This is a genomic window from Novosphingobium sp., assembly GCF_965229225.1.
GTDB lineage: Bacteria > Pseudomonadota > Alphaproteobacteria > Sphingomonadales > Sphingomonadaceae > Novosphingobium.
In genome coordinates this window covers 4,134,221-4,156,366 of record NZ_OZ245867.1, presented here as the reverse complement: position 1 = coordinate 4,156,366, position 22,146 = coordinate 4,134,221, and the positions used below count along the sequence as shown (strand labels likewise).

Genomic DNA, 22,146 nt, shown 5'->3' with positions numbered 1-22,146 from the left:
CACCGCGCGCAGGACGCGACCTGACAGGGCGACCCTTGAACCACTGGTTACGCTGGGCCGTTCAAGCGGCAAATGGCGCCAGCTTCCTCCATTTGCGAGGTACCTGCCGGTCAGACCCTGCGGATCACCAGATTGCGGATCTCGCTCATGTCTTCCATCGCAAAGCGCACGCCCTCGCGCCCGAGCCCGGAATCCTTGACCCCGCCGTAGGGCATGTTGTCGACGCGGTAGCTGGAGACGTCGTTGACCACCACGCCGCCGACCTCGAGGTGATCCCAGGCCTCGAGCACCTTGTGAATATCGCGGGTGAAGATACCGGCCTGCAGGCCGAATTTGCTGTCGTTGACCTCGGCCAGCGCTTCGTTCCAGTCGCTGAATTTCGAGAGGAGGACGACCGGGCCGAACGCTTCCTCGGTATAGACGTCCATGTCGCGGCTGCAGCCTTCGAGCAGCGTGGCTTCCAGCATCGCGCCCTCGCAGCCACCCCCGGCCAGCAGCGTTGCGCCGCCGGCCACGGCTGCATCGATCCAGCTCTTGAGGCGCTGGGCTTCCTTGGCCGAAATCATCGGACCGATGAAGGTATCGCGCGCCTTGGGGTCGCCGGAGATGAGTGTTTTCACCTTGGCCGCCAGCATGCCCCGGAAGGTATCGTAGATGCTTTCGTGAATGATCACGCGCTGCACGTGGATGCACGATTGGCCCGATTGATAGTACCCGCCGAACACGATCCGGGCGAGGGCGTGATCGAGATCGGCATCGGCATCGACGATCACGGCGGCATTGCCGCCGAGTTCGAGCACGACCTTCTTCTTGCCCGCCTTGGCCTTGAGATCCCAGCCGACGCCCGGCGAACCGGTGAAGGAAAGCAGCTTGAGCCGCTCGTCGGTGGTGAAGAGCTCCGCCCCGTCGCGGGTGGCGGGAAGAATCGAGAAGGCGCCTTCGGGCAGGATATCGCACTCGGCCAGCACTTCGCCCATGATGATCGCGCCGAGCGGCGTGAGGCTGGCGGGCTTCATCACGAAGGGGCAGCCCACCGCAATGGCGGGCGCGATCTTGTGCGCGGCCAGATTGAGCGGGAAGTTGAACGGCGAGATGAAGCTGCACGGCCCGATGGGAACGCGCTTCCACATCCCCATGTAACCCTTTGCCCGCGCAGAAATATCGAGCGGTTGGACTTCGCCGTAGCTGCGCGTTGCTTCCTCGCTGGCGATGCGGAACGTATCGATCAGGCGGGTGACTTCGCCTTCAGCGTCCGCAATCGGCTTTCCGGCCTCGACGCAGAGCGCGTAGGCCAGTTCGTCGAACCGCTCGATGAAGCGCCGCACGCAGTGGGCGAGGACATCGCGCTTCTCGTAACTCGCCAGCCGCGCCATCGGCTCTGCCGCGCGCACCGCGCCGGCAATCGCGGCGTCGATCACGTCGGGCGTGGCGAGAGCGGTGCGGAACGCGGCCTCGCCGGTGAACTTGTCCGTCACGACAAGATCGGTGTTGGGCTGGACCGCCTTGTTGTTGAGATAGAGCGGGTAGACGTCCTTGAGGTGGGTCATGGTCTGCCTCTGCTTGGGGCCAGCCGCCCCTCTTGTTTCGTGGTGCTTACAGCGCCCTCGAAAGCGCCTTGATATCCTTGTTCAGAATCTGGTCGTTCTCCGAATAATCGACCGGGCAATCGATCAGGTGGACACCCGGTGTATCGCAGCAATGCGCGAGAAGTTCCTTGAGGTGCGCGGCGCTTTGCGCGCGGTGGCCATGCGCGCCGTAGGCCTCGGCGTATTTCACGAAGTCCGGATTGCCATAAGTCAGGCCGAAATCCGCAAAGCCCATGTTGGCCTGCTTCCAGCGGATCATGCCATAGCTGCTGTCATTCAGGATCAGCACGGTGAGATTGAGCCGCAAGCGCACCGCGGTTTCCATCTCCTGGCTGTTCATCATGAACCCGCCATCGCCGCAGATCGCCATGACCTTGCGCTGGGGATAGAGCATTGCGCTCATCATGGCTGAAGGGAGCCCTGCCCCCATCGAGGCGAGCGCATTGTCGAGCAGCACGGTGTTCGGCCGGTAGGCGGTGTAGCCGCGCGCGAACCAGAGCTTGTAGACGCCGTTGTCGAGGCAGATGATCCCGTCGTCGGGCATGCACTCGCGCACCTGCTGGACAAGATGTGGTGGGAAGATCGGGAAGCGCGCATCGGCGGCGAGCGGGCCATTGTGCGCCAGTTCGGCGGCGCGATATTCCAGCATCTTGCCGCAGGTCCAGCTGCCATTGGGGACAATGTCCTCCTTCATCTGCCAGATCGCGTTGGCGATATCGCCGATCACTTCGATATGCGGGAAATAGACCGGATCGACTTCGGCCGTCTTGGACGAGACGTGGATCACCGTCGGCCCGCCCTCACGCATGAAGAACGGCGGCTTTTCAATCACATCATGGCCGATGTTGACGATGCAATCGGAGTCCTCGATCGCGCGGTGGACGAAATCTCCGGCAGAGAGCGCCGCGCAGCCAAGGAACTTGGGGTGGCGCTCGTCGATCACCCCCTTGCCAAGCTGGGTGGTGAGGAAGGGGATGCCGGTCTTTTCGACGAACTGGAGCAGCATGCGCCCGGTCATCGTGCGGTTCGCACCCGCGCCGATCACCAGCACCGGCGATTTCGCCGCCTCCAGCGCATTGACCGCCTGGCGCACCGACTTGGGATCGGCGCTGGGGCGGCGGACCATCGAGCGCTTGAGGGGGTGTGCCTCCGTGCGCTCATCGGCGATATCTTCGGGCAATTCGATATGCGTGGCGCCCGGCTTCTCTTCCTCGGCAAGGCGATAGGCCTCGCGCACCCGGCTGGGGATATTGTCGGAGCTCGCCATCTGGTGGGTGAACTTGGTGATCGGCCCCATCATCGAGACGACGTCGAGGATCTGGAAGCGGCCCTGCTTCGATTTCTTGATCGGCTTCTGGCCGGTGATCATCAGCATCGGCATGCCGCCCAGCGTGGCATAGGCCGCCGCGGTCACGAGGTTGGTCGCGCCCGGCCCCAGCGTCGAAATGCACACGCCGGTCCTGCCGGTGTGGCGGCCATAAGTCGCGGCCATGAAGCCCGCCCCCTGCTCGTGGCGCGTAAGGATCAGCTTGATCTTCGTGGAGCGCGAGAGCGAATCGAGAAAATCGAGGTTTTCTTCTCCGGGCACGCCGAAGATGTATTCGCAGCCCTCTTCCTCGAGGCATTCGACAAACAGGTCAGAGGCTTTCTTGCCCCCGGAAACACTGCCAGCGCCGTCGCTCATATGCTTGCTCCACCGCGAGAGCCCGCAGCCGCGCCTCCCTCAGTCCAATACGGCCAAGACCACCCGGCGGTTACAGCAAGCTGCCTCGCCGACGGATGCTTGAGGGGTATCAAAGGCAAAGGCGCGAGTCACCCCTGCACGCCGGTTCAGTAGCCGAGGGTAAGATCAACCTGATGTGCCAGCGCGTCACCCCGGCCATAGCGGGCGAGATTATCGAGGAAGCGCGCGGCGGAGCGGTGGAACATCGCGGTCTGCGCCCGCCCGGAAAGGTGCATGGTGACATGCGCATTGGGCAGGCTCCACAGCGGATGATCCGCCGGGAGCGGCTCTGGCGTGGTGACATCAAGGAAGGCGCCGCCGATGCGCTGCTCGGTCAGCGCGGCGACGAGCGCGTCCTGATCGACCACACTGCCGCGCGCGACATTGACCAGCACGGCGCCGGGCTTCATCGCCGCAAGCTCTGCCGCGCCGATCATGCCGTCGGTTTCGGGCGTGGCGGGCACAGCCAGAATCACCCAGTCGAACTCACCCAGCCGCGCGCGCCATTGGTCTGGCAGCAGCGTGCCTTCGCCGGGCGAGCGGCGCACCTTGGTCACCTCAACCTCGAAGGCCGTCAGGATCTTGTCCACGCGCTGCCCGATAGCGCCATAACCCAGCACCAGCGCCTTGCTCCCGGCGAGTTCGACCTTGCCCGGCGAATCGCCGAGCCATTCGTGCCGGTCCTGCGCGCGCACCACTTCGCGGTAGCCCTTGGCGACATTGAGCATGCCCATGACGACATATTCGGCGATGGTGATCGCATTGATGCCGACGCCATTGGTGAAGACCACCCCGCGCTCGGCCATCATCTGCAGCGGAAAACCATCGACCCCGGCGTAGATGCTGGAAAGCCACTTCAGGTTTTCCGCGCGGGTGATCGCCTCGACCATCTTGGCCTTGTCGTCGAGATCGAACCAGCCGATCTCGGCCTCGGGCGCCATTTCAATCAGTTCGGCGGTGTGGCGGAAGAAGCGTGGCTCGATCCAGTCCGGCAGATGCTGCTGCAGCACGGGCGCGGCGAGCGCGGGCATCACGAGAATGGTCTTGGATGGCGTTGTCATTGGCACTCCGCTCCGGCAGTCTGGATTTTCCGTACGATAGCGAGGCGAGCGACGACATGAAGCTATTGTTTACAATGATGAGCATTGCGCTGGTCACCGCGCCGGATCTGGCCATGGCGCAGGCCGACGAAGTGATCGTCACCGCCCAGCGCAGATCGGCGGACGACTACAATTCCGCCCAGCCCGCCGTCGGTCTCAAGCGGACGGCCGATTTCGCAGTGCAGGAAGTCACCATCACCGGCGATACGCGCGATCCCAAAGGCCGCTCGAACGAGATCTACGCAACCCTCGCCAATGCCATCGCCCAGGCGCCGAAATCGGGCGTGCAGCTTGCCTATGGCGCGCAGACGATCCAGCCGATCACGCTCAAAAACTACCGCGATCTAACCCTTGCGCGCGATAGCCGGCCCGATTCGCAGAAGCTGACCCTGCTGATCAAGGCGCCACTGCAGAACGGCCGGGACGCACAGGCCGCAGAGGCAGCGATCACCGCATTCGTCAAGGCTGTCAGGCTGGAAGGGCGTGCGCTGATGGAGACGAGCGACGACCTCACTTTCTCGATCGTCGATCCTGACCAGTACCGCCCAGCGATTGCCGATGTGATTGCAGCGGATGCCAAGGCCATGGCGGCCAAGCTCGGGCCGGACTACGGGGTGGAAATCGAGGGGCTCAACCGCCCGGTGGAATGGAACCGGGCGGGCCTTTCGGAAGTGCTGCTGTTCATTCCCTACAAGCTGGTGATCGTGCCGCGGCGTTAGCGCGACCGGCGCAGGGCAATATCGGCGGCGGTTGTCCGCAGCAGGGTCGCGCGGAGACCGCCTTTGAAGCCGCTGGCATGGATATCATCGATCAGCCAGCGATCACCTGCGCGCTGCAGCTCGAAGCGCAGCACCTCGTGCCGGCCCGGCGCCTTGCCTAGCGACACCGTCACCCGGAGCCGCCCCCGGCCGAGCCTGCGCAGGCCCGTGATCCGCTCATGAAGGCCGCCCGCATCCCAGTCCTGACACTGGCACAGCCAGTCGAAATCGGAGAGGTCGTCGACCTCATCGGTGGGTGTGACCGCGCGCCACTTCGCGATCAGGGCCGTGAGGCGCGGAGTGAAGATCGGGCGCTCCCACGCGGCATCGTGCATGTCGGCGCGGCGAAAAGGGGCGTAGATGGCCATAATCGCGGCCTGAGGTGTGTCTAGAGGCGCGGCGGCGAGAGCAAGCGCGGCGAAGATCATCACAGACCAGTTCCATAGATCGCGCGCATCGGCGGGGTGTGCAGGCACTCGGCAAAGCTGAAGGGGCGCACAGCGAGCGGCCCAGCCTGCCCGGCATCAGGGTGGCGCGGATTGAACAACACGACATCGCCTTCGGGAAGCACTTTCGATGCCAATGCCGCAGCCAGCGAGCGGCGCTGCACAAGCCAGTCCGTTACCCACGTCTGGATCTCCGGCTCGGCAAGGCCGGCGGGCACCCGTTCCGGCGCTGCCGCAATGTCGATCCAGCCCAGCACAAGGTCCGCCGCGCCCTCGTCCGGATCGGTCGGCTGATAGCGCAGCGCGATCAACACCGCGAGCGCGGCCTCCGACGCGAAGTGAACCACCGGGAGACCCGGCGGCGAATAGCGCCCGCCGTGCGCAAGCGCGCCTGCGCCATCAATCGCGGTATGAACGGACCGAGTGATCCGCCAGAGCTTCACGGCACAAGCTTCCACTCCCAACCCAGCGGATCGCCGTCCATGACCTCGACGCCCTTGGCGGCGAGTTCATCGCGCAGCGCATCGGAGCGGGCGAAGTCCTTGGCGGCGCGGGCTTCCTTGCGCGCGGCGAGGGTCTCTTCGATTTCGGCTTCGGTGATGGTCGCGGACTTGGGGCGGATGCGCAGATCGGTGCGGGTGAGGCTGAGGAGATTGAGGCCGAGGACGGAGTCCATGGCGGCAAGTGCAGCGAGCTTCTCCGCCGGATCGACCTTCTTGAGCACCGCAACCTCTTCGAGCACGGTGAGCGCAATGGCCGTATTGAGGTCGTCCGACACCGCCGCGTCGAAACGTTCGAGGAAAGGCTGGAAGCGTGGACCGGGTGCAGTTGAGGCAGTGTCCTCGTTGCGCGCTCGTAACTGCTCGACCGCCATCACCAACCGCTTCAACCGCGTCAGCGCCGCGCCCAGCCCTTCCCAGCTGAACTCCAGTTCGCTGCGGTAGTGCGCCTGCAGGCACAGCAGCCGGTAGGCCAGCGGATGGTAGCCCTTGTCGATGAGCAGTTGCAGCCGCAGAAACTCGCCCGAGGACTTCGACATCTTGCCGCTGCGTTCGACGAGGAAGTTGTTGTGCATCCACACTTTGGCGCCCGAATTGGTGGGTACGTCGAGGCCATTGGTGCAGCAGTGCGCCTGATTCTGCGCGATCTCGTTGGGGTGGTGGATTTCGCGGTGGTCGATGCCGCCAGTGTGGATATCGAAGGGAAAGCCGAGCACCGCGCCCGACATGACCGAGCATTCCAGATGCCAGCCCGGCGCACCCTTGCCCCAGGGCGAGTCCCACTCCATCTGGCGCGTCTCGCCCGGCGGAGTCTTGCGCCAGATCGCGAAATCGGCAGCGTTGCGCTTACCTTCCACAGCTTCGATCCGGCCCTCCCCGTCTTCGGTCTGGGCGCGGGCAAGGCGGCCATAATCGGCGACGGTTGAAACGTCGAAATAGAGCCCGCTTTCCAGTTCATAGCAGTGCTTCGCCGCGATCCCCTTCGCAAACTCGATCATCTGCTCGACGTAGTCCGTCGCCACGGTCCACTGCGCAGGCTGGCGGATATTGAGCGCGCGCACATCGGCCCAATAGGCCTGCTTGTAGTGCTCGGCCACGTCCCAGATCGACTGCTTCCGGGCCGCTGCCATGCGCTCCATCTTGTCCTCGCCATCGTCCGCATCGTCGGTCAGGTGGCCGACATCGGTGATGTTGATCACATGGGTGAGCTTGTAGCCCTTGAAGCTCAGCGTCCGCCCCAGCACGTCGGCGAAGACATAGGCGCGCATGTTGCCGATGTGGGGGTAGTTGTAGACCGTCGGCCCGCAGGTATAAACGCGCGCCTCGCCCGCGTGGACGGGCACGAACGGTTCGGTGCGGCGGGTCAGGCTGTTGAAGAGCGTGAGGGGAGCAGTCGTTTCCATGCCCCGCGCTCTGCCAGCCCGCGCGCCTGCCGGTCAAGCGCGCGCGCATCCCGATAAATGGGGACTGTCCCTATTTATTCCGGCTGACAAGGATCGTGGTGTCCAGCGGCTTGTTCGCACCTTCAAGCCGGGCAGCAGTGTTCATCGCATCGCCAAGCGCGGTGTACTGGATGCGCCCCTCGCCGCCGAAATTGCCGACAATCGCCTCGCCGAAATGGACGCCGACGCGCGTGCGGCCAATCGGCGGCACTCTGGCAGGCGCATTGCGGCGGAAGTCCTCGCCCGCGTGATAGATCGCGATGGCCGCCCAGCCGCGCCGCGCTGATGGCGACATGGGCGATCAGCCGGCCAGCCGACCGCCGGCAAGCCCAGCGTATCGAAGCCCGCTTGCGCGACAAGGAACGGAAACGCCGCGAACGCGAGGAGCTGCGCCGCCACAGTCAGCCGCTGCCAGCCGAGCTCGCGCAGCCCCTGCCGCAGCGCCTGCGCCGATGTGCCTCTGGAATCAGGCATCGCCAACCCAACGCGTTCTGCGGTTGATTAGCGCCCCCATGCGCCACTGCCTATGCAGCGGCGCATGCTATCCCATCAGAAGCCGAGGAACTTGACGTTGCCGTCCACCGGCTCGCGCTCGCGCGCGAAGTTGTTCACCGGGCTTTCCTCCTCGCGGTAGCCGATGGCGATGCCGCAGAAGAAGATGTGGGTTTCATCCGAGACGCCGAGGAAGTCCTTGATCAGCTTGGCATAAAGCGAAAGCGCTTCCTGCGGGCAGCTGTCGAGCCCTTCGCCGCGCAGCAGCAGCATGATCGTCTGCAGCCACATGCCGACGTCAGACCACTGCGGCGGCCCCATGCGGCGATCAAAATAGCACAGCAGCACCGCCGGCGCGCCGAACGAGACGACATTGGCGCCCATGAACTTGTTGCGCGCTTCGACATCCTCGCGGCCAATGCCCATCGCGCTGTACATCGCCTTGCCGACGCCGTGGAGCCGCGCCTTGCATTCGGGGATCACTTCCGGATCGTCCCAGCTGTACTCGCGCGGGTTCTGCGGCGGCGTCGCCATCATCTTCGCCTGCAGTTCCTTGAGCGGCTCACCGGTGACGATGGTCGCTTCCCACGGCTGGAAATTGCAGCCCGAAGGCGCCCAGCGCGCGGTGTCCATCACCCGGCGCAGCACATCGAGCGGAACGGGCTTGTCCTGAAACGCCCGGATCGAACGGCGCGTGAGTACGGCTTCGGCAACATTCATGGGCAATCTCTCCGGCTTATGCAGACATCCCTGCGCCAGTATCAGGCACCAGCGCAGGGATGTGGGTTGGAGTTTAATTGACCGATTAAGGCAAGGTGGTCAACCGCGCATGGACGGTTGGCCGCCTTGCTCTGGCGCGATCTCAGTTGGCCGGGGCCGCCGGAGCCGGCGTGGCCGCAAGGGCAGCTTCGACCTGATCCGCGCGCAGTGCGCCGGGCGCTGGCCCCATGTCGTCCGCATCGACCATCCGGTTGGTGCCGGCCTTGGTGAATTCCTCGGCGGTCGAGGGGCGCAGGTCGGGCCGTCCGGCCATCACGCCCATCTTGATCCGGCACATGGCGTATTGCGTCTCGTCGGCCTCGACCTCAAGCGCGAGCACGTCCTTGGCTTCGCTCTTCACGGTGTATTCGTGGCGACCCGGATCGGTCACGAGGATGAAATAGCGGCCCGAGCCGAGCGAGCTTATCTTCTGGCCGCCCTCATTCACGGCGCAACCCATTGCCGCCCCCATGATCGTACCGGTGCGGTAGAACACGATCTGGCCTTTGCCTGCGGGCGGCGCAGGGATGCGCACCGGAGGCTTGTCACCTGCGTGGGCCGACGTCGCCATCGTGGCCGTCGCCAACAGGATCAGTCCCGCCCTTGTTGCTGCCTTGATCATCCTGCTTCCTCTCCTTTTATGGACCGACGGGCGGAGTTGCCGGCCGGGTTGATGTATCCGATGTCGCCCCGCCGCCATCCGATGACGGCACATGGAAGACCTCTGCTGTCTTGGCGATTGCCGGGGTTCCCTTGGGGAAAACGTTGTTCCGGCCGGTGATGGCAAAGCCCACCAAGGCCACCGGCACCGGGCTCATCACGGTGGCGGCGTTGAAAGCATCGACCTTGCCAATCGCGTCCTCGGACCGCTGGGCGATATGCATGGAGCGCAGCCGCAGGCGCTGCGAGCCGACGGAAAGGTAGCGTGCAGCCAGCACGAGTTCGCCCGCCGTCCCGCTGCCGCCCGCCTTCTTGGCATGGATCACTTCCCCTTGCCCCGGCGTCCCCGCGGGCACGAGTTCGTGGCCATCGATCACGATCGGCCGCGCAAGGTGGAAGGCAAAGGTCTCGCCCGTCTTGCTGATCTTGCTGCCCAGATCGGTATCGAGCACGAGGTCGACCGGCGCGAGCGCGGGAATGCATCGATCGCAGGGCAATGCCGGGGTAGCCGCCACCACAGTCGCAGGGGGCTCTGCCGGTTCCGCCGCTTGGGCAGGCACCGGTTGTGCAGGCAGGCACGTCGGCGCGGACAGCAGCAGCAGTGCTGGCAGGACCCCAAATCGACGGCGCATCATCTCTCCCCCGCGCAGGGCGTATCATCAATTCCGGCGCACGGCATAGCGTGAAAAACGCCCGCGCCCGGCCAGGCGCGAATTCCGATCATTCAGGGTATTGCGGTGCAAAGGACGATCCGGACCGACCGATCAGTCGTCATCCTCGAACAGCCCCGCCAGCTGCTCGACCATCGTGCCGCCGAGCTGCTCGACATCCATGATCGTGACAGCGCGGCGGTAGTAGCGCGTCACGTCATGGCCGATGCCGATGGCGACGAGTTGGACCGGGGATTGCTTCTCGATCCAGTCGATCACGCGGCGCAGGTGCTGTTCGAGATAGCCCGCCGAATTGACCGAAAGAGTCGAATCGTCGACCGGCGCACCGTCCGAGATGACCATCAGGATGCGGCGATCCTCCTGCCGCGCCAGCAGGCGGGTGTGCGCCCAGAGCAGCGCCTCGCCGTCGATGTTCTCCTTGAGCAGCCCCTCGCGCATCATCAGGCCGAGGTTCTTGCGCGCGCGGCGCCAGGGCTCGTCCGCCTTCTTGTAGACGATGTGGCGCAGATCGTTGAGACGGCCGGGGTGCGCGGGCTTGCCGCCGGAAAGCCATGCCTCGCGCGATTGGCCGCCCTTCCACGCGCGGGTGGTGAAGCCAAGCACTTCGGTCTTCACCCCGCAGCGCTCCAGCGTGCGCGCCATGATGTCCGCGCTGATCGCCGCGATCGAGATCGGGCGCCCGCGCATGGAGCCCGAATTGTCGATCAGCAGCGTGACGACGGTGTCCTTGAACTCGATGTCGCGCTCGATCTTGTACGACAGCGAATGGCCGGGCGAGATGACGACGCGGGCAAGCCGCGCGGCATCGAGCAGGCCTTCCTCCTGATCGAAATCCCACGAACGGTTCTGCTGCGCCATCAGGCGGCGCTGCAACCGGTTGGCAAGCCGGGTGACAATGCCCTGCAGGCCCTTCAACTGCGCATCGAGATAGGCGCGCAGGCGGGTGAGTTCTTCCTCGTCGCACAGCTCGGTGGCGGAGACGACTTCGTCGAACTGCGTGGTGTAGGCCTTGTATTCCCAGCTTTCCGGCAGGTCGGTCCACGGCCGGTTGGGCCGCGTGGGCAGCATGCCCTCCTCGCCCTCGTCGGCCATGTCGGCGTCGGCGGTGTCTTCCGATGTCTCGGTCTGCTCCTGCTCTTCGCCCTGTTCGTCGCCTTCGGTGGTGTCCCCGGCGACTTCGCTAGGCTGCTGCTCGGCGCCGTCGTCGGAGGCGTCGGGCTGGTCCTCGGCCTCGTCGTCAGCCTGCTCGCCCTCGTCCTCATCGCCGCCGTCATCTGCCTCGTCGGGGGACTTGGTGAGATCGAGGTGGCCGAGCATTTCGAGCGCAAGGTTCTGGAACGCCTTCTGGTCGTCCAGCAGATCGGCGAATCCTTCGAGATCGGCCCCGGCGCGCGCTTCGATCCAGCTGCGCACCATCGCGGTGCCGATTTCGGCGGCGGGAGGCACGGCCTGCCCGGTCAGCTTCTCGCGCAGCAGCATGGCAAGCGCGGTGGGCAGCGGCACGTCCTCGGGCCGGATCGCGCGGGCGATCGGATCGGAGGCGATGCGCATCGTCGTTGCGGCGTCGAGGTTGCCGCGGATACCGGCATAGCCATCCGACCCCAGCGCCTCGTAGCGCACCTGCTCGATCGCATCGTAGCAGGCGCGGGCGAGCGGTTCGTTCGGCGCGGCCCGGTTGTGCAAGGTCTCGTTGTGCAGACGCAGCTTGAGCGCCATGCCATCGGCAAAGCCCCGCGCTTCGGCCACTTGCGCGGCAGGTAGCGCGCGGCCCGGCATCGGCAGGCGCAGGTTCGTCCCCGTCTGGCTCGGCCCGTCAGCGGTCCAGGCGACTTCGAGCTCGGGCACATCGGCCACGGCGCGCGCGGTGCCGGCGAGAACCGAGCGGAACTGGTCGAGGGGGCTTTCGTCAGGCAAGGTCAGTCCACATCCGTCGCATTGGGTTTCAGCCGATTGCCGGCTTCACCCGATTGTCTGGCCCGTCTTGGCCCAATCCGCAAGGAAGCCTTCGATGCCCTTTTCGGTCAGCACATGCTTGAACAGGCCCTTGATCACGGCGGGGGGCGCGGTGATCACGTCGGCGCCGATCTTGGCGCTTTCGAGCACGTGGACGCCGTGGCGGATCGAGGCGACGAGGATTTCGGTGCCAAAGGCGTAGTTGTCGTAGATCAGGCGGATATCGCGGATGAGATCCATGCCGTCGAAGCCGTTGTCGTCATGACGGCCGACGAACGGCGAGACGAAGGTCGCGCCCGCCTTGGCCGCCAACAGCGCCTGATTGGCCGAGAAGCACAGCGTGACGTTGACCATCGTGCCGTCGCTGGTGAGCGCCTTGCAGGTCTTGAGGCCATCGATGGTGAGCGGGACCTTGATGCAGACGTTGTCGGCGATCTTCCGCAGGATTTCCGCCTCGCGCATCATACCTTCGTGATCGAGCGCCACGACTTCGGCCGAGACCGGGCCGCTGGTAAGCCCGCAGATCTCGCGCGTCACTTCGATGAAATCGCGCCCTGCCTTGGCGATCAGCGAAGGGTTGGTGGTCACGCCGTCGAGCAGGCCGGTGGAGGCAAGGTCGGCAATCTCGGCGGTGTCAGCGGTGTCGACGAAAAACTTCATGGAGAGGCGTGTCCTGTATGCGATTCTGCCAACCCTATAGCGTGCGAGGGGCGGCTGTGTAGCCTGTCATTCTTCCACCCTTTAGGTGATGGGCAGGCTTTGCCCCGAAGGACGTCAGTCCCTAGATGGGGTGCATGACCCGCGTGCGCTGCATCGTCTTCAACGCCGCCCTCGGCGCGCTCGACTACCGGGTGCCCAAGGGGATGGATGCGCCGCCGGGCAGCGTGACGGTGCTGCCGCTGGGCCCGCGCCAGATCCTCGGCGTGGTGTGGGACGATGGCGACCTGCCGGGCGATGACTACCCCGAGCACAAGCTGCGCAGCGTTCTCGAAGTCCTGCCGGTGCCGCCGCTGCCCACGCCGCTGCGCCGCCTGATCGCGTGGACGGCGGACTACTACCTCGCGCCGCTCTCTGCCGTGGCGCGCATGGCGCTGTCGAGCAGCGCGGCGCTGAAGGGTAGCGGGACCGTCACCGAATACCGCCTCACTGGCGAGGAGCCCGCGCGGATGACGCCGCAGCGGCTGCAGGCGCTCGATCTGCTGCAGGGCGAACAGGCGACGATGCGCGAACTCGCTGAGATCGCCGGGGTTTCCGAAGGCGTGCTGCGCGGGATGTTGAGCCAGGGGCTGCTGGAGCCGGTGCTCGTCGATAGCGACCGGCCCTACCCCGCGCCCGATCCGCTGTTCGCCGCGCCGGCGCTGGCCGAGCAGCAGGCCGAGGCGGCAGCGGAGATGGTGGAGGCCGTCGCAGCGCACCGGTTCCAGCCGTTCCTGCTCGACGGGGTGACGGGCTCCGGCAAGACCGAGACCTATTTCGAGGCCGTGGCAGCGGCGCTGGAGGCCGGGCGGCAGGTGCTGGTGCTGCTGCCCGAAATCGCACTCACCGCCGCGTTTCTGGGCCGGTTCGAGGCGCGCTTCGGGGTGACGCCTGTCACCTGGCATTCCTCGCTGAAAGCATCGGAGCGGCGGCGGGCGTGGCGGCAAGTGGCGTTCGGCGGCGCGAAAGTGGTGGTCGGCGCGCGCTCGGCGCTGTTCCTGCCGTTTGCCGATCTGGGGCTCGTGGTGGTCGATGAAGCGCACGAGGTAGCGTTCAAGCAGGACGACGGCGTACGCTACAACGCCCGCGACGTGGCGGTGATGCGGGGGCATTTCGAGGGCGTGCCGGTGGTGCTGGCAAGCGCGACACCGGCGCTCGAAAGCCTGCAGATGGCCGAGGCGGGGCGCTACAAGCGGCTCGTGCTGCCGAGCCGGTTCGGCGGGGCGCAGTTGCCGAAGATCGAGATCATCAACCTGACGGAACTGCAGCCGCCGCGCGGGCGCTGGCTGGCGCCGCCGCTGGTGGAAGCGCTGCAGGACCGGCTGGCCAAGGGCGAGCAGAGCCTGCTGTTTCTCAACCGGCGCGGCTATGCGCCGCTGACGCTGTGCCGGCACTGCGGGTTCCGCTTCAAGTGCCCCAACTGTTCGGCCTGGCTGGTCGAGCACCGGCTCTCGCAGCGGCTGGCCTGCCACCACTGCGGGCACGAGGTGCCACCGCCGCCGGTCTGCCCGGAGTGCGGCGAGCCCGATTGCCTTGTCGCCTGCGGCCCCGGCGTGGAGCGCATCGCCGACGAGGTGGCCGAGCTGCTGCCGGGCGCGCGGGTGGCGGTGGTCACCTCCGACACGCTGGCGAGCCCCGCCGCTGCTGCCGAGTTCGTGGCGCAGGCGGAAGGGGGGGCGATCGACGTGATCGTGGGAACGCAGCTCGTGACCAAGGGGTTCCACTTTCCGGAGCTGACGCTGGTCGGCGTGGTCGATGCCGACATGGGGCTAGATGGCGGGGACTTGCGCGCGGCGGAACGGACCTACCAGCAGATCGCGCAAGTCGCCGGGCGGGCCGGGCGCGGAGCCAAGCCGGGCGAGGTGCTGATCCAGACGCGCCATCCCAAGGCCGAGGTGATCGCCGCACTCGCCAGCGGATCGCGCGACGCGTTCTACGCGGCCGAGACCGAAGCGCGGCGCGAGGCGGGCGCGCCGCCATTTGGCCGGTGGGCGGCGATCATCGTTTCGAGCGAGGACGAGGCCGAAGCGCGCGAAGCGGCCCGCGCCATCGGCGGCACCCGGCCGGATGAGCCCGGCGTCCTGATCCTCGGCCCCGCCCCTGCCCCGCTTTCCTTGCTGCGGGGGCGGCACCGCTACCGCCTGCTGATCGCGGCGCGCCGTTCGGCCGAAGTGCAGAAGCTGATCCGCAGCTGGCTCGCCCCGCTGCGCTTCCCGCCGGGGGTGCGCGTGGCGGTCGATATCGACCCCTATTCCTTCGTCTGAAATCGGGCGCAAGTTGACACAGTTGACACAGTCCTGAGCACAATATCCGATCCGGTTGGATCGTTTTATTTCAGCGGCTTGACGATTCAAAGAGCAGAGAGCCGATGTGCCATGGATGGCGCGTTGTAGGAAAATGGATTCTGCGGCCCTCTCTCCTGACCCTCTCCCCTGAAGGGGAGATGGCTCAAGGTTGCGTCTGGGGTATAGTGTAGCGGACTGTCTCGACCGTATGGTCCTCCCCCAGCCAGACAACCACATCAGCGCGCTCGGGCAGATCGGCCAGCAGGTGCCGCGTGATCCGCTCGTAGTGCATCACGAAGCGGGCCAGTTCGGCATCCGTCATCCCGCCGCCGGTGCGGGCGCGCAGTTTGCTTTCCTGTAGTTGCCGCCAGCCGAGGACGGCTTCGAAGCCGGGGACGGCGAGCATGACGAGGTAATCGGGCGCATCGAACAAGGCGCGGTAGGGGCCGGCGAGCGCGGCGTTGGCATAGGTACGCCAGGTGCCGTGCGGGTCTTCCTCGGCTTCAAGGCGGTTGATCGGGGCGGCGAGATCGGCTGCGGATTGGGGCGTGGCGGCCATGCACCAGCCTTCGAACAGCAGGACATCCAGCGGGTCTTCGAGCAGCGGCCACCGCGTTTCGGGCACGCGGTCATCCGCCCCCTTGTCGAAGCGCGGGAGGTGGATGCCGGCCTGCCCTGCGCGCACGGCGTTCAGCAGCGCGAGGCCCAGCGCTACATCGTGCGTGCCGGGGACGCCGCGCGTGGCGAAGAGCGGATGGACCGAAGCGGCAAGTTCGGCGCGCGCGGCGCGGGTGAGATAGAGGTCGTCGAGCGAGAGCGTGGCCACGCGAAGGCCGTGGTCCTCGGCGAGGAGTACTTCGAGCATGCGGCAGAGCGTGGACTTGCCGCTGCCCTGCGAACCGCTGACACCGACGACGAGCGGCCCGCCGGTGGCCCTTGCCGCGATGGCGGCGGCAAGGGGGCGCCAGTGCGTCTCGATGGTGGCGCGGTAGGTTTCCGGCAACCCCTCAGCCGCCATGAAGGCTGCGATTGCGGGGCTTTGCTCCCTCACCCCTCCAGCAGCGCAGCCGCTTGCAGCAGGCGGTTGCCGTGGTCGGTTTCTTCCCGCCCGTTGGCGCGCAGGAGGGCGGCGGCTTCTTCGTTGCCGATGCTGGCGGCCCAGCCTTCGTAGAGCGTTTCGCCGTCGAATTCGGTCTGCGCGAGCTTGCGCAGGGCGGGCGGGGTGAGTTCGCCGATGGGGAACACGCCGCTGGCGAGATAGGGGTTGTCGCCCGCCTCGGGGGGCGTGAAGTCTTCGCCCGTCAGCACCTTGAGCACCGCGGCGGCGCGGCGGGCGTGGACGAATTCCTCATCGCCATTGGTGCGCAGGAGATCGGCGACGGCGGGGTTTTCGGCGCCCGCAGCAGTGGCGCGGTAGAGCTCCTTGCTGGCGGCTTCGACGAGGCACATGACCTTGATGTCCATGACCGTGGGCGCGGTGACGGTGCCGATGTGGGCGAAGGCCTCGCCGATGGTCTGCGGCATTCCCGGTTCGAGCGTGACGATGGGCATGTGGGGTCTCCCTTGGTGTTCTGGTTCCGGGGGAGCGTACATCAGGGGTGGGCGGAATGGGAAGGCGATTTAATCGCGCGGCTAATGTGGTGCGAGATGCTTCGACAAGCTCAGGATGAGCGTGGGAGAGAGCTTAAAGGAGCAGGAGTGCGCCTTCGCGCTGGAGGAGCTTGGCCTTGATATCGAGGCCCCAGGCATAACCGCCGAGGCTGCCATCGGTGCGGATCACGCGGTGGCAGGGAATCAGCAGCGAAACGTGGTTGGCACCGTTGGCCGAGCCTGCCGCGCGCACCGCGCCGGGGCGGCCGACTTCGGCGGCGAGCTGCGCGTACGTGCGCGTCTCGCCCTTGGGGATGCGGCGCAGCGCCTGCCAGATGTCCTGCTGAAAGGGTGTGCCGGCAACATCGACGGGGATGTGGCTGAAATCGACCTCGCCGGGGGCTTCGGCGGCGGCGACGATTTCAGCGAGAAGGCGCGCGAAGTGTTCACCGCCCCGCACGTGTTCGGCCTTGGGAAAGCGATCGGCCAGAACGGCGGGATCCTCACCGAAGGAGAGGCGGCAGACGCCCTTGTCCGTCGCGGCGACGAACATCGGGCCGAGCGACGTCTGCGCGACATCCCAGCGGATCACCGCGCCGCGGCCGCCATCGATCCAGGCGGAGGGGGTGGGTTCGGTCCGGCTCATGGGCGTGCTCCTGCTGAGGGGTGTGGCTGGCCTTGTAGCGCCACCGAAACCGGCAGGCTTCCCGCCGCTTGCGGTCAATTTGCCGGATTGGTGCGGCGGATGGTCAGCGCGATGGCATGCGCCTCGTTCATCACCGCCTTGATCCCGGTGTCCGGGCGATTGTCGTAGACGTTGACGTTGACGAGCTTCTCGCCAACGACTGTCATGCAGGTGGCGACAAGGCCGGGCTTTGCCGGCTTGCCCGCCTCAAAGGCAATGGACACGCGCCCGCCCATGTAGATGCAGTCTGCATCGCGGCTGATATAGCCGAAGTCGCTTTCGACCTCGGTCTGCAGGCCGGTGACCTTGTCGATCCCCTCCTTGGCCATGCGATCGAAATCTCCGCCGAACTTGGGAGAATCCGGCCCGGTGAGCGTGGCGTTAAGCGAGGCGAGCGTATCGTCCTTCGGCAGCCGCATGAGCAGGACCTGGGTAGGCACCTTGAGCAGGACATAGTGCGTGCCCGCCTGCTTTGCCGCGCCGCAGGTCCAGAAATCGGCAACGGTGACGTTTCTGCCATCGGCGGCAGCGGTCATCTGGGCAATGGCCGCCGAGTCTCCGGTCGGGAGGCAGAGCCCGGCGGGAATGGGCATGGCCATGGCCGCCTCACCGATGCGGAACGGCGCTTCGGCCGGCTGATCGGCAGCGGCCGCGGCAACCGGTGCCGCGAGCAACAGCAAGGCCACAGCGAGCCTGCGCGAAATCGTACCTGAACCCATGGAATGCCCCCACCTTGCGGAACCCAAGGTGTAATGCGAAACCGCTGCTCTGCAATCCCGGTCGCCAAAGGAACTTAGCCTGCATGGACGTGCTGCGCCGAATCATCTGCATCCTTGGCGCCATCACGCTGGCTCTGGCCGCGCCCGCGCTGGCCGATCCGGGCGATATTGCCGCCGCAAGCCGGGGCGTGGTGCGGGTGGTGCTGATCCAGTATGATGGCGGCGCGGCGCGGCTGGTGAGCCACGGCACCGGCTTTGCCATCGCGCCCGATCTCGTGGTGACCAATGCCCACGTCGTGGAAGACCTGCGCAGCAGCGACGGGATCGTGGCGGGCGTCGTCCCGTCCGAGGGGCGCGGAGGCTATGCCGCGACGATTGCCGCCTATTCGCCCCAGCGCGATCTGGCGCTGCTGAAGCTGAAGCCGGGCGCTTCGCTCAATGCGCTGACGCTGTTTTCCGGCGCGCCGACGGACGGCGAGGACGTTTATGCCGCGGGCTATCCGGGCAATGTCGATATGGCCGAGGGGCTTTCGATGGGCGACCTCGTCAGCCCCCAGGCGGCGGTGAAGACGCGCGGCTATGTTTCGGCGGGGCGTTCCAGCCGCGCGTTCGACACGATCCTGCACACCGCGCCGATCGGTTCGGGCAATTCGGGCGGGCCGCTGCTCGATGCCTGCGGGCGAGTGCTCGGCGTCAACAGCTTTGGCACGGTGAGCGAGAACACGACCGATTCGGCGTTCTACTTCGCGATCTCGATGCGCGAGCTTTCCGCGTTCCTGCAGGAGGCCGGGGTGAGCCCGCATGTGAGCGGCGCGCCCTGCACTTCGCTCGCCGATCTCGACCGGGCGGATGCGGCGCGCGGGGCCGAGGATCAGGCGCGGCTGGCGGCAACGGCGGAAGCGCGCAAGGCCGCGCAGGCCGAATTTGCCGCCAAGGCGCAGCATGATGCGGAACTGCAGATCCTTTCTGAGCGCGACAACGGGCTGGCGCTGGCGGCGGTGCTGCTGGTGGCGGCAGTGGCGGCAGGTGCGGCGGCGTTCGCCTTCCTCCAGCGCGGCAAGCAGCGCGAACTCAGGATCGCGGGCGGCGCGGCGGGGGTGCTGGCGCTTGCCGCAGTAGCCGTCTGGCTGCTGCGTCCGCCGCTCAGCCTGATCGACGAGCGGGCCAAGGACATCATCGCCGAAACCAGGGCCAGAGCCGAGGCGAGCCCGGCAGCGGATGCCAGCGCTCCAGCGCCGGAAAGCCCGCAAAAGCTGGTCTGCGTGCTGGATCCGCAGCGCAGCCGGGTGACCGTTTCCGACGTGACCGACGTGCCGCTGAGCTGGGCGCCGGGCGGCTGCGTCAACGGGCGGACGCAATACGGGTTGGCGGGGGACGGCTGGAGCCGGGTGCTGGTGCCGCAGGGCGAGGCGACGATTTCAGTGACGCGGTTCGATCCGGATCGGCACGAGTATACGGTCGAGCGCTATCTCATGGGGCTCGACGCAATGACCGCCGCGCGGGCGGCGCGGGCGAAGCTGAGCGCACCGGCCTGCGGCGGGGTGGACGAGGCCGCGGCGCGCGCGCTGGGCGAGGCGCAGGGCGCGATCCGGGCCCTGCTGCCGGCCGAGCCCAACGAGCGACTGCGCTACACCTGCAAGCCCGCGCCCTGATCGCGCGAGGATGATTGCGCGGGGCATCTGACGGCTCGGAGGGGCCTGCCTGAAAGGGCTTGGTTTTCACCCTGTCCCGGGAATCGGCAACTGGCATCTTGTCAGGCAGGGACTTGGTTGCTAGGCGCGCCCCCATTGCGGGCCGCCGTGCTTTGTGCGCGGCACCATGGCCCATGCAAGCTACATTTGCGATCCATCCTGGATGAAGGGGACCAAGGCGCGTGGAGATTTCCGGCGGGATTACGGCCAGCTTGGCGGGACGTTATGCGGCCGCGCTCTATGACTTGGCGGGCGAACTGGGGGTTGTGACGGCGGTCGAAACCGACCTCGACACCCTTGGCGCGGCGGTGCGCGAATCGGATGATCTGGCCGCGCTGCTCAAGAACCCCGAAGTCTCGCGCGATGCCGCCGCGAAGACGATCGACGCGGTTGCCGACTATCTCAAGCTTTCGGGCCTCACCCGCAAGTTCCTCGGCGTGCTGGCGGCGAACCGCCGTCTCGCTTCGCTGCCCGATGTGGTGCGCGCGTTCACCGCGATCGCCGCTGCGGCGCGCGGAGAGGTGACCGCCGAAGTGACCACCGCGCACCCGCTTGACGATGCGCAGCTTGCGGCGCTTGCCGACAAGCTCAAGGCCCGCGAGGGCCGCTCCGTCACGGTCAAGGCTCATGTCGATCCGGCTATTCTGGGCGGCCTCGTCGTTCAGATCGGCAGCCGCATGATCGACGGTTCGATCCGCACCCGTCTCAATTCGCTCGCCCAGGCCATGAAGGGCTGAAGCTCCAAAAGTTTTACGAAAGGCGTTTCCATGGAAATCCGCGCAGCTGAAATCTCGAAGGTCATCAAGGACCAGATCGCCAGCTTCGGCACCGAGGCCCAGGTCTCGGAAGTCGGCTCGGTGCTGTCGGTCGGTGACGGTATTGCCCGCATCTACGGCCTCGATCAGGTCCAGGCCGGCGAAATGGTCGAATTCGCGAACGGGGTGAAAGGCATGGCGCTCAACCTCGAAGCCGACAATGTCGGCGTCGTGATCTTCGGCTCGGACGCCGAGATCAAGGAAGGCGATCAGGTCAAGCGCACCGGCACCATCGTCGACGTCCCCGTCGGCAAGGGCCTGCTCGGCCGCGTGGTCGATGCGCTGGGCAACCCGATCGACGGCAAGGGCCCGATCGTGGATGCGGTCCGCACCCGCGTCGAAGTCAAGGCGCCCGGTATCATCCCGCGCAAGTCGGTGCATGAGCCCGTGCAGACCGGCCTCAAGGCGATCGACGCGCTCGTACCCGTCGGCCGCGGCCAGCGCGAACTGATCATCGGTGACCGTCAGACCGGCAAGACCGCCGTCGCGATCGACACCTTCATCAACCAGAAGGCCGCCAACGCGGGCGATGACGAGAGCAAGAAGCTCTACTGCATCTACGTCGCTGTCGGCCAGAAGCGCTCGACCGTGGCGCAGATCGTCCGCCAGCTCGAAGAGAATGGCGCGATGGAATACTCCATCGTTGTGGCCGCGACCGCTTCGGAGCCCGCGCCGCTGCAGTACCTCGCGCCCTACACCGGTGCGACGATGGGCGAGTTCTTCCGCGACAACGGCATGCACGCCGTGATCGTGTACGACGATCTTTCCAAGCAGGCCGTGGCCTATCGCCAGATGTCGCTGCTGCTGCGCCGCCCGCCGGGCCGCGAAGCCTATCCGGGCGACGTGTTCTATCTCCACTCGCGCCTGCTGGAACGCGCGGCGAAAATGAACGACGAGAACGGCAACGGCTCGCTCACCGCGCTTCCGATCATCGAGACGCAGGCCGGCGACGTTTCGGCCTACATCCCGACCAACGTGATCTCGATCACCGACGGCCAGATCTTCCTTGAAACCGGCCTGTTCTATCAGGGCATCCGTCCGGCCATCAACGTCGGCCTCTCGGTGAGCCGCGTGGGTTCGTCGGCGCAGACCAAGGCGATGAAGAAGGTTGCCGGCTCGATCAAGCTGGAGCTGGCGCAGTACCGCGAAATGGCGGCCTTCGCGCAGTTCGGTTCGGACCTCGACGCCTCGACCCAGAAGCTGCTGAACCGCGGTGCGCGCCTGACCGAGCTGCTCAAGCAGGCGCAGTTCTCGCCGCTGGGCTTCGAGGAGCAGACCTGCGTGATCTTCGCGGGCACCAACGGCTACCTCGACAGCGTGCCGGTGAAGAGCGTGGGCGAGTACGAGGCCGAGCTGCTGAGCTACCTGCGCTCCAGCCACGCCGACCTGCTCACCCTGATCCGCGACACCAAGGATCTCGGCGACGAGGCCAAGGGCAAGCTGGTCGCCGCGCTCGACGCGTTCGGCAAGCAGTTCGCGTAATCGACGGTAGGTAAGTTCGCTTCGTCATCCCCGCGCAGGCGGGGATCCAGAGCACCAAAGGCGGACGCCGGACTGGATTCCCGCCTACGCGGG

The 22,146-nt window shown here is 66.4% G+C and carries 19 protein-coding genes and 2 pseudogenes; 5 read left to right on the top strand and 16 right to left on the bottom strand.

What is annotated here, in order from left to right; translation table 11 throughout:
- Positions 1 to 110 precede the first annotated feature (110 nt).
- The 3 genes from ACO06X_RS19490 to ACO06X_RS19480 form a co-directional block, all read right to left on the bottom strand.
- On the bottom strand, positions 111 to 1,547 hold the full coding sequence (locus tag ACO06X_RS19490; protein ID WP_421837783.1) for an aldehyde dehydrogenase family protein: 1,437 nt from the start codon (positions 1,545 to 1,547) through the stop codon (positions 111 to 113).
- 46 nt (positions 1,548 to 1,593) lie between these two features.
- A complete protein-coding gene (locus ACO06X_RS19485; protein WP_421837782.1) occupies positions 1,594 to 3,270 on the bottom strand; it encodes an acetolactate synthase large subunit in 1,677 nt (558 codons plus the stop codon).
- Positions 3,271 to 3,416: 146 nt separating this feature from the next.
- The gene (locus ACO06X_RS19480) at positions 3,417 to 4,370 is read right to left on the bottom strand and encodes a D-2-hydroxyacid dehydrogenase (protein WP_421837781.1); all 954 of its coding nucleotides are present in this window, start codon (positions 4,368 to 4,370) and stop codon (positions 3,417 to 3,419) included.
- Positions 4,371 to 4,426: 56 nt separating this feature from the next.
- Here ACO06X_RS19480 and ACO06X_RS19475 point away from each other — a divergent pair, with 56 nt between their 5' ends.
- A complete protein-coding gene (locus ACO06X_RS19475) occupies positions 4,427 to 5,128 on the top strand; it encodes a TonB-dependent receptor (protein ID WP_421837780.1) in 702 nt (233 codons plus the stop codon).
- On the opposite strand, the gene ACO06X_RS19470 is transcribed toward ACO06X_RS19475, so the two are convergent.
- From ACO06X_RS19470 to fsa, 9 genes and pseudogenes are all read right to left on the bottom strand, one after another.
- Positions 5,125 to 5,595 carry a DUF3828 domain-containing protein gene (locus tag ACO06X_RS19470; RefSeq protein ID WP_421837779.1) on the bottom strand — a complete coding sequence of 157 codons (471 nt, stop codon included), beginning with the start codon at positions 5,593 to 5,595 and terminating at the stop codon, positions 5,125 to 5,127. The two genes, ACO06X_RS19475 and ACO06X_RS19470, sit on opposite strands and share 4 nt — an antisense overlap.
- A complete protein-coding gene (locus ACO06X_RS19465) occupies positions 5,595 to 6,056 on the bottom strand; it encodes an RES family NAD+ phosphorylase (protein WP_421837778.1) in 462 nt (153 codons plus the stop codon). Before ACO06X_RS19465 ends, ACO06X_RS19470 begins: the two co-directional genes overlap by 1 nt.
- Entirely contained in the window at positions 6,053 to 7,516 is a 1,464-nt protein-coding gene (gene cysS, locus ACO06X_RS19460; RefSeq protein WP_421837777.1) for a cysteine--tRNA ligase, read from the bottom strand. The genes ACO06X_RS19465 and cysS overlap by 4 nt, the downstream gene beginning before the upstream one ends.
- A gap of 82 nt (positions 7,517 to 7,598) precedes the next feature.
- Positions 7,599 to 7,823 (bottom strand): annotated as a pseudogene (locus tag ACO06X_RS19455) (adenylate/guanylate cyclase domain-containing protein); the annotation flags it as partial.
- 281 nt (positions 7,824 to 8,104) lie between these two features.
- Positions 8,105 to 8,767 (bottom strand): nitroreductase, encoded by a 663-nt coding sequence (locus ACO06X_RS19450; protein WP_421837776.1) that lies wholly within the window; start codon positions 8,765 to 8,767, stop codon positions 8,105 to 8,107.
- A gap of 142 nt (positions 8,768 to 8,909) precedes the next feature.
- Positions 8,910 to 9,428 carry a DUF2846 domain-containing protein gene (locus ACO06X_RS19445; RefSeq protein WP_421837775.1) on the bottom strand — a complete coding sequence of 173 codons (519 nt, stop codon included), beginning with the start codon at positions 9,426 to 9,428 and terminating at the stop codon, positions 8,910 to 8,912.
- A gap of 16 nt (positions 9,429 to 9,444) precedes the next feature.
- Positions 9,445 to 10,098, bottom strand: a complete 654-nt coding sequence (locus tag ACO06X_RS19440) for a hypothetical protein (RefSeq protein ID WP_421837774.1) — start codon at positions 10,096 to 10,098, stop codon at positions 9,445 to 9,447.
- A 132-nt stretch (positions 10,099 to 10,230) separates the two neighbouring features.
- A complete protein-coding gene (gene cobT, locus ACO06X_RS19435) occupies positions 10,231 to 12,051 on the bottom strand; it encodes a cobaltochelatase subunit CobT (protein ID WP_421837773.1) in 1,821 nt (606 codons plus the stop codon).
- 45 nt (positions 12,052 to 12,096) lie between these two features.
- Positions 12,097 to 12,750 carry a fructose-6-phosphate aldolase gene (gene fsa / locus ACO06X_RS19430; protein ID WP_421837772.1) on the bottom strand — a complete coding sequence of 218 codons (654 nt, stop codon included), beginning with the start codon at positions 12,748 to 12,750 and terminating at the stop codon, positions 12,097 to 12,099.
- Between the two features lie 134 nt (positions 12,751 to 12,884).
- Between fsa and ACO06X_RS19425 the strand changes: the two genes are divergently transcribed.
- Positions 12,885 to 15,050, top strand: a complete 2,166-nt coding sequence (locus ACO06X_RS19425) for a primosomal protein N' (protein ID WP_421837771.1) — start codon at positions 12,885 to 12,887, stop codon at positions 15,048 to 15,050.
- Positions 15,051 to 15,234: 184 nt separating this feature from the next.
- Here ACO06X_RS19425 and ACO06X_RS19420 read toward each other — a convergent pair whose 3' ends face one another.
- From ACO06X_RS19420 to ACO06X_RS19405, 4 genes and pseudogenes are all read right to left on the bottom strand, one after another.
- Positions 15,235 to 16,089 (bottom strand): kinase, encoded by an 855-nt coding sequence (locus ACO06X_RS19420; RefSeq protein WP_421837770.1) that lies wholly within the window; start codon positions 16,087 to 16,089, stop codon positions 15,235 to 15,237.
- 29 nt (positions 16,090 to 16,118) lie between these two features.
- On the bottom strand, positions 16,119 to 16,622 hold the full coding sequence (locus ACO06X_RS19415) for a hypothetical protein (protein WP_421837769.1): 504 nt from the start codon (positions 16,620 to 16,622) through the stop codon (positions 16,119 to 16,121).
- Positions 16,623 to 16,755: 133 nt separating this feature from the next.
- Positions 16,756 to 17,361 (bottom strand): annotated as a pseudogene (locus tag ACO06X_RS19410) (methylated-DNA--[protein]-cysteine S-methyltransferase); the annotation flags it as partial.
- A 20-nt stretch (positions 17,362 to 17,381) separates the two neighbouring features.
- Positions 17,382 to 18,065, bottom strand: a complete 684-nt coding sequence (locus ACO06X_RS19405) for a hypothetical protein (RefSeq protein WP_421837768.1) — start codon at positions 18,063 to 18,065, stop codon at positions 17,382 to 17,384.
- Positions 18,066 to 18,148: 83 nt separating this feature from the next.
- Between ACO06X_RS19405 and ACO06X_RS19400 the strand changes: the two genes are divergently transcribed.
- The 3 genes from ACO06X_RS19400 to atpA all read left to right on the top strand — a co-directional run bounded on the left by ACO06X_RS19400 (position 18,149) and on the right by atpA (position 22,053).
- Complete coding sequence (locus tag ACO06X_RS19400; protein WP_421837767.1) at positions 18,149 to 19,717, top strand: S1C family serine protease; 1,569 nt, start codon at positions 18,149 to 18,151, stop codon at positions 19,715 to 19,717.
- A gap of 221 nt (positions 19,718 to 19,938) precedes the next feature.
- Positions 19,939 to 20,493, top strand: a complete 555-nt coding sequence (locus tag ACO06X_RS19395) for a F0F1 ATP synthase subunit delta (protein WP_421837766.1) — start codon at positions 19,939 to 19,941, stop codon at positions 20,491 to 20,493.
- Between the two features lie 30 nt (positions 20,494 to 20,523).
- Complete coding sequence (gene atpA / locus ACO06X_RS19390) at positions 20,524 to 22,053, top strand: F0F1 ATP synthase subunit alpha (protein WP_421837765.1); 1,530 nt, start codon at positions 20,524 to 20,526, stop codon at positions 22,051 to 22,053.
- The last annotated feature ends 93 nt before the right edge of the window (positions 22,054 to 22,146 follow it).

Coding starts and splice junctions, on each gene's coding strand:
- ACO06X_RS19405 (WP_421837768.1), bottom strand. CDS start 18,065: ATGGGTTCAGGTACGATTTCGCGCAGGCTCGCTGTGGCCTTGCTGTTG.
- ACO06X_RS19415 (WP_421837769.1), bottom strand. CDS start 16,622: ATGCCCATCGTCACGCTCGAACCGGGAATGCCGCAGACCATCGGCGAG.
- ACO06X_RS19445 (WP_421837775.1), bottom strand. CDS start 9,428: ATGATCAAGGCAGCAACAAGGGCGGGACTGATCCTGTTGGCGACGGCC.
- ACO06X_RS19450 (WP_421837776.1), bottom strand. CDS start 8,767: ATGAATGTTGCCGAAGCCGTACTCACGCGCCGTTCGATCCGGGCGTTT.
- ACO06X_RS19475 (WP_421837780.1), top strand. CDS start 4,427: ATGAAGCTATTGTTTACAATGATGAGCATTGCGCTGGTCACCGCGCCG.
- ACO06X_RS19470 (WP_421837779.1), bottom strand. CDS start 5,595: ATGATCTTCGCCGCGCTTGCTCTCGCCGCCGCGCCTCTAGACACACCT.
- ACO06X_RS19490 (WP_421837783.1), bottom strand. CDS start 1,547: ATGACCCACCTCAAGGACGTCTACCCGCTCTATCTCAACAACAAGGCG.
- ACO06X_RS19440 (WP_421837774.1), bottom strand. CDS start 10,098: ATGCGCCGTCGATTTGGGGTCCTGCCAGCACTGCTGCTGCTGTCCGCG.
- ACO06X_RS19425 (WP_421837771.1), top strand. CDS start 12,885: ATGACCCGCGTGCGCTGCATCGTCTTCAACGCCGCCCTCGGCGCGCTC.
- fsa (WP_421837772.1), bottom strand. CDS start 12,750: ATGAAGTTTTTCGTCGACACCGCTGACACCGCCGAGATTGCCGACCTT.
- cysS (WP_421837777.1), bottom strand. CDS start 7,516: ATGGAAACGACTGCTCCCCTCACGCTCTTCAACAGCCTGACCCGCCGC.
- ACO06X_RS19485 (WP_421837782.1), bottom strand. CDS start 3,270: ATGAGCGACGGCGCTGGCAGTGTTTCCGGGGGCAAGAAAGCCTCTGAC.
- ACO06X_RS19420 (WP_421837770.1), bottom strand. CDS start 16,089: ATGGCGGCTGAGGGGTTGCCGGAAACCTACCGCGCCACCATCGAGACG.
- atpA (WP_421837765.1), top strand. CDS start 20,524: ATGGAAATCCGCGCAGCTGAAATCTCGAAGGTCATCAAGGACCAGATC.
- ACO06X_RS19400 (WP_421837767.1), top strand. CDS start 18,149: ATGGACGTGCTGCGCCGAATCATCTGCATCCTTGGCGCCATCACGCTG.
- ACO06X_RS19480 (WP_421837781.1), bottom strand. CDS start 4,370: ATGACAACGCCATCCAAGACCATTCTCGTGATGCCCGCGCTCGCCGCG.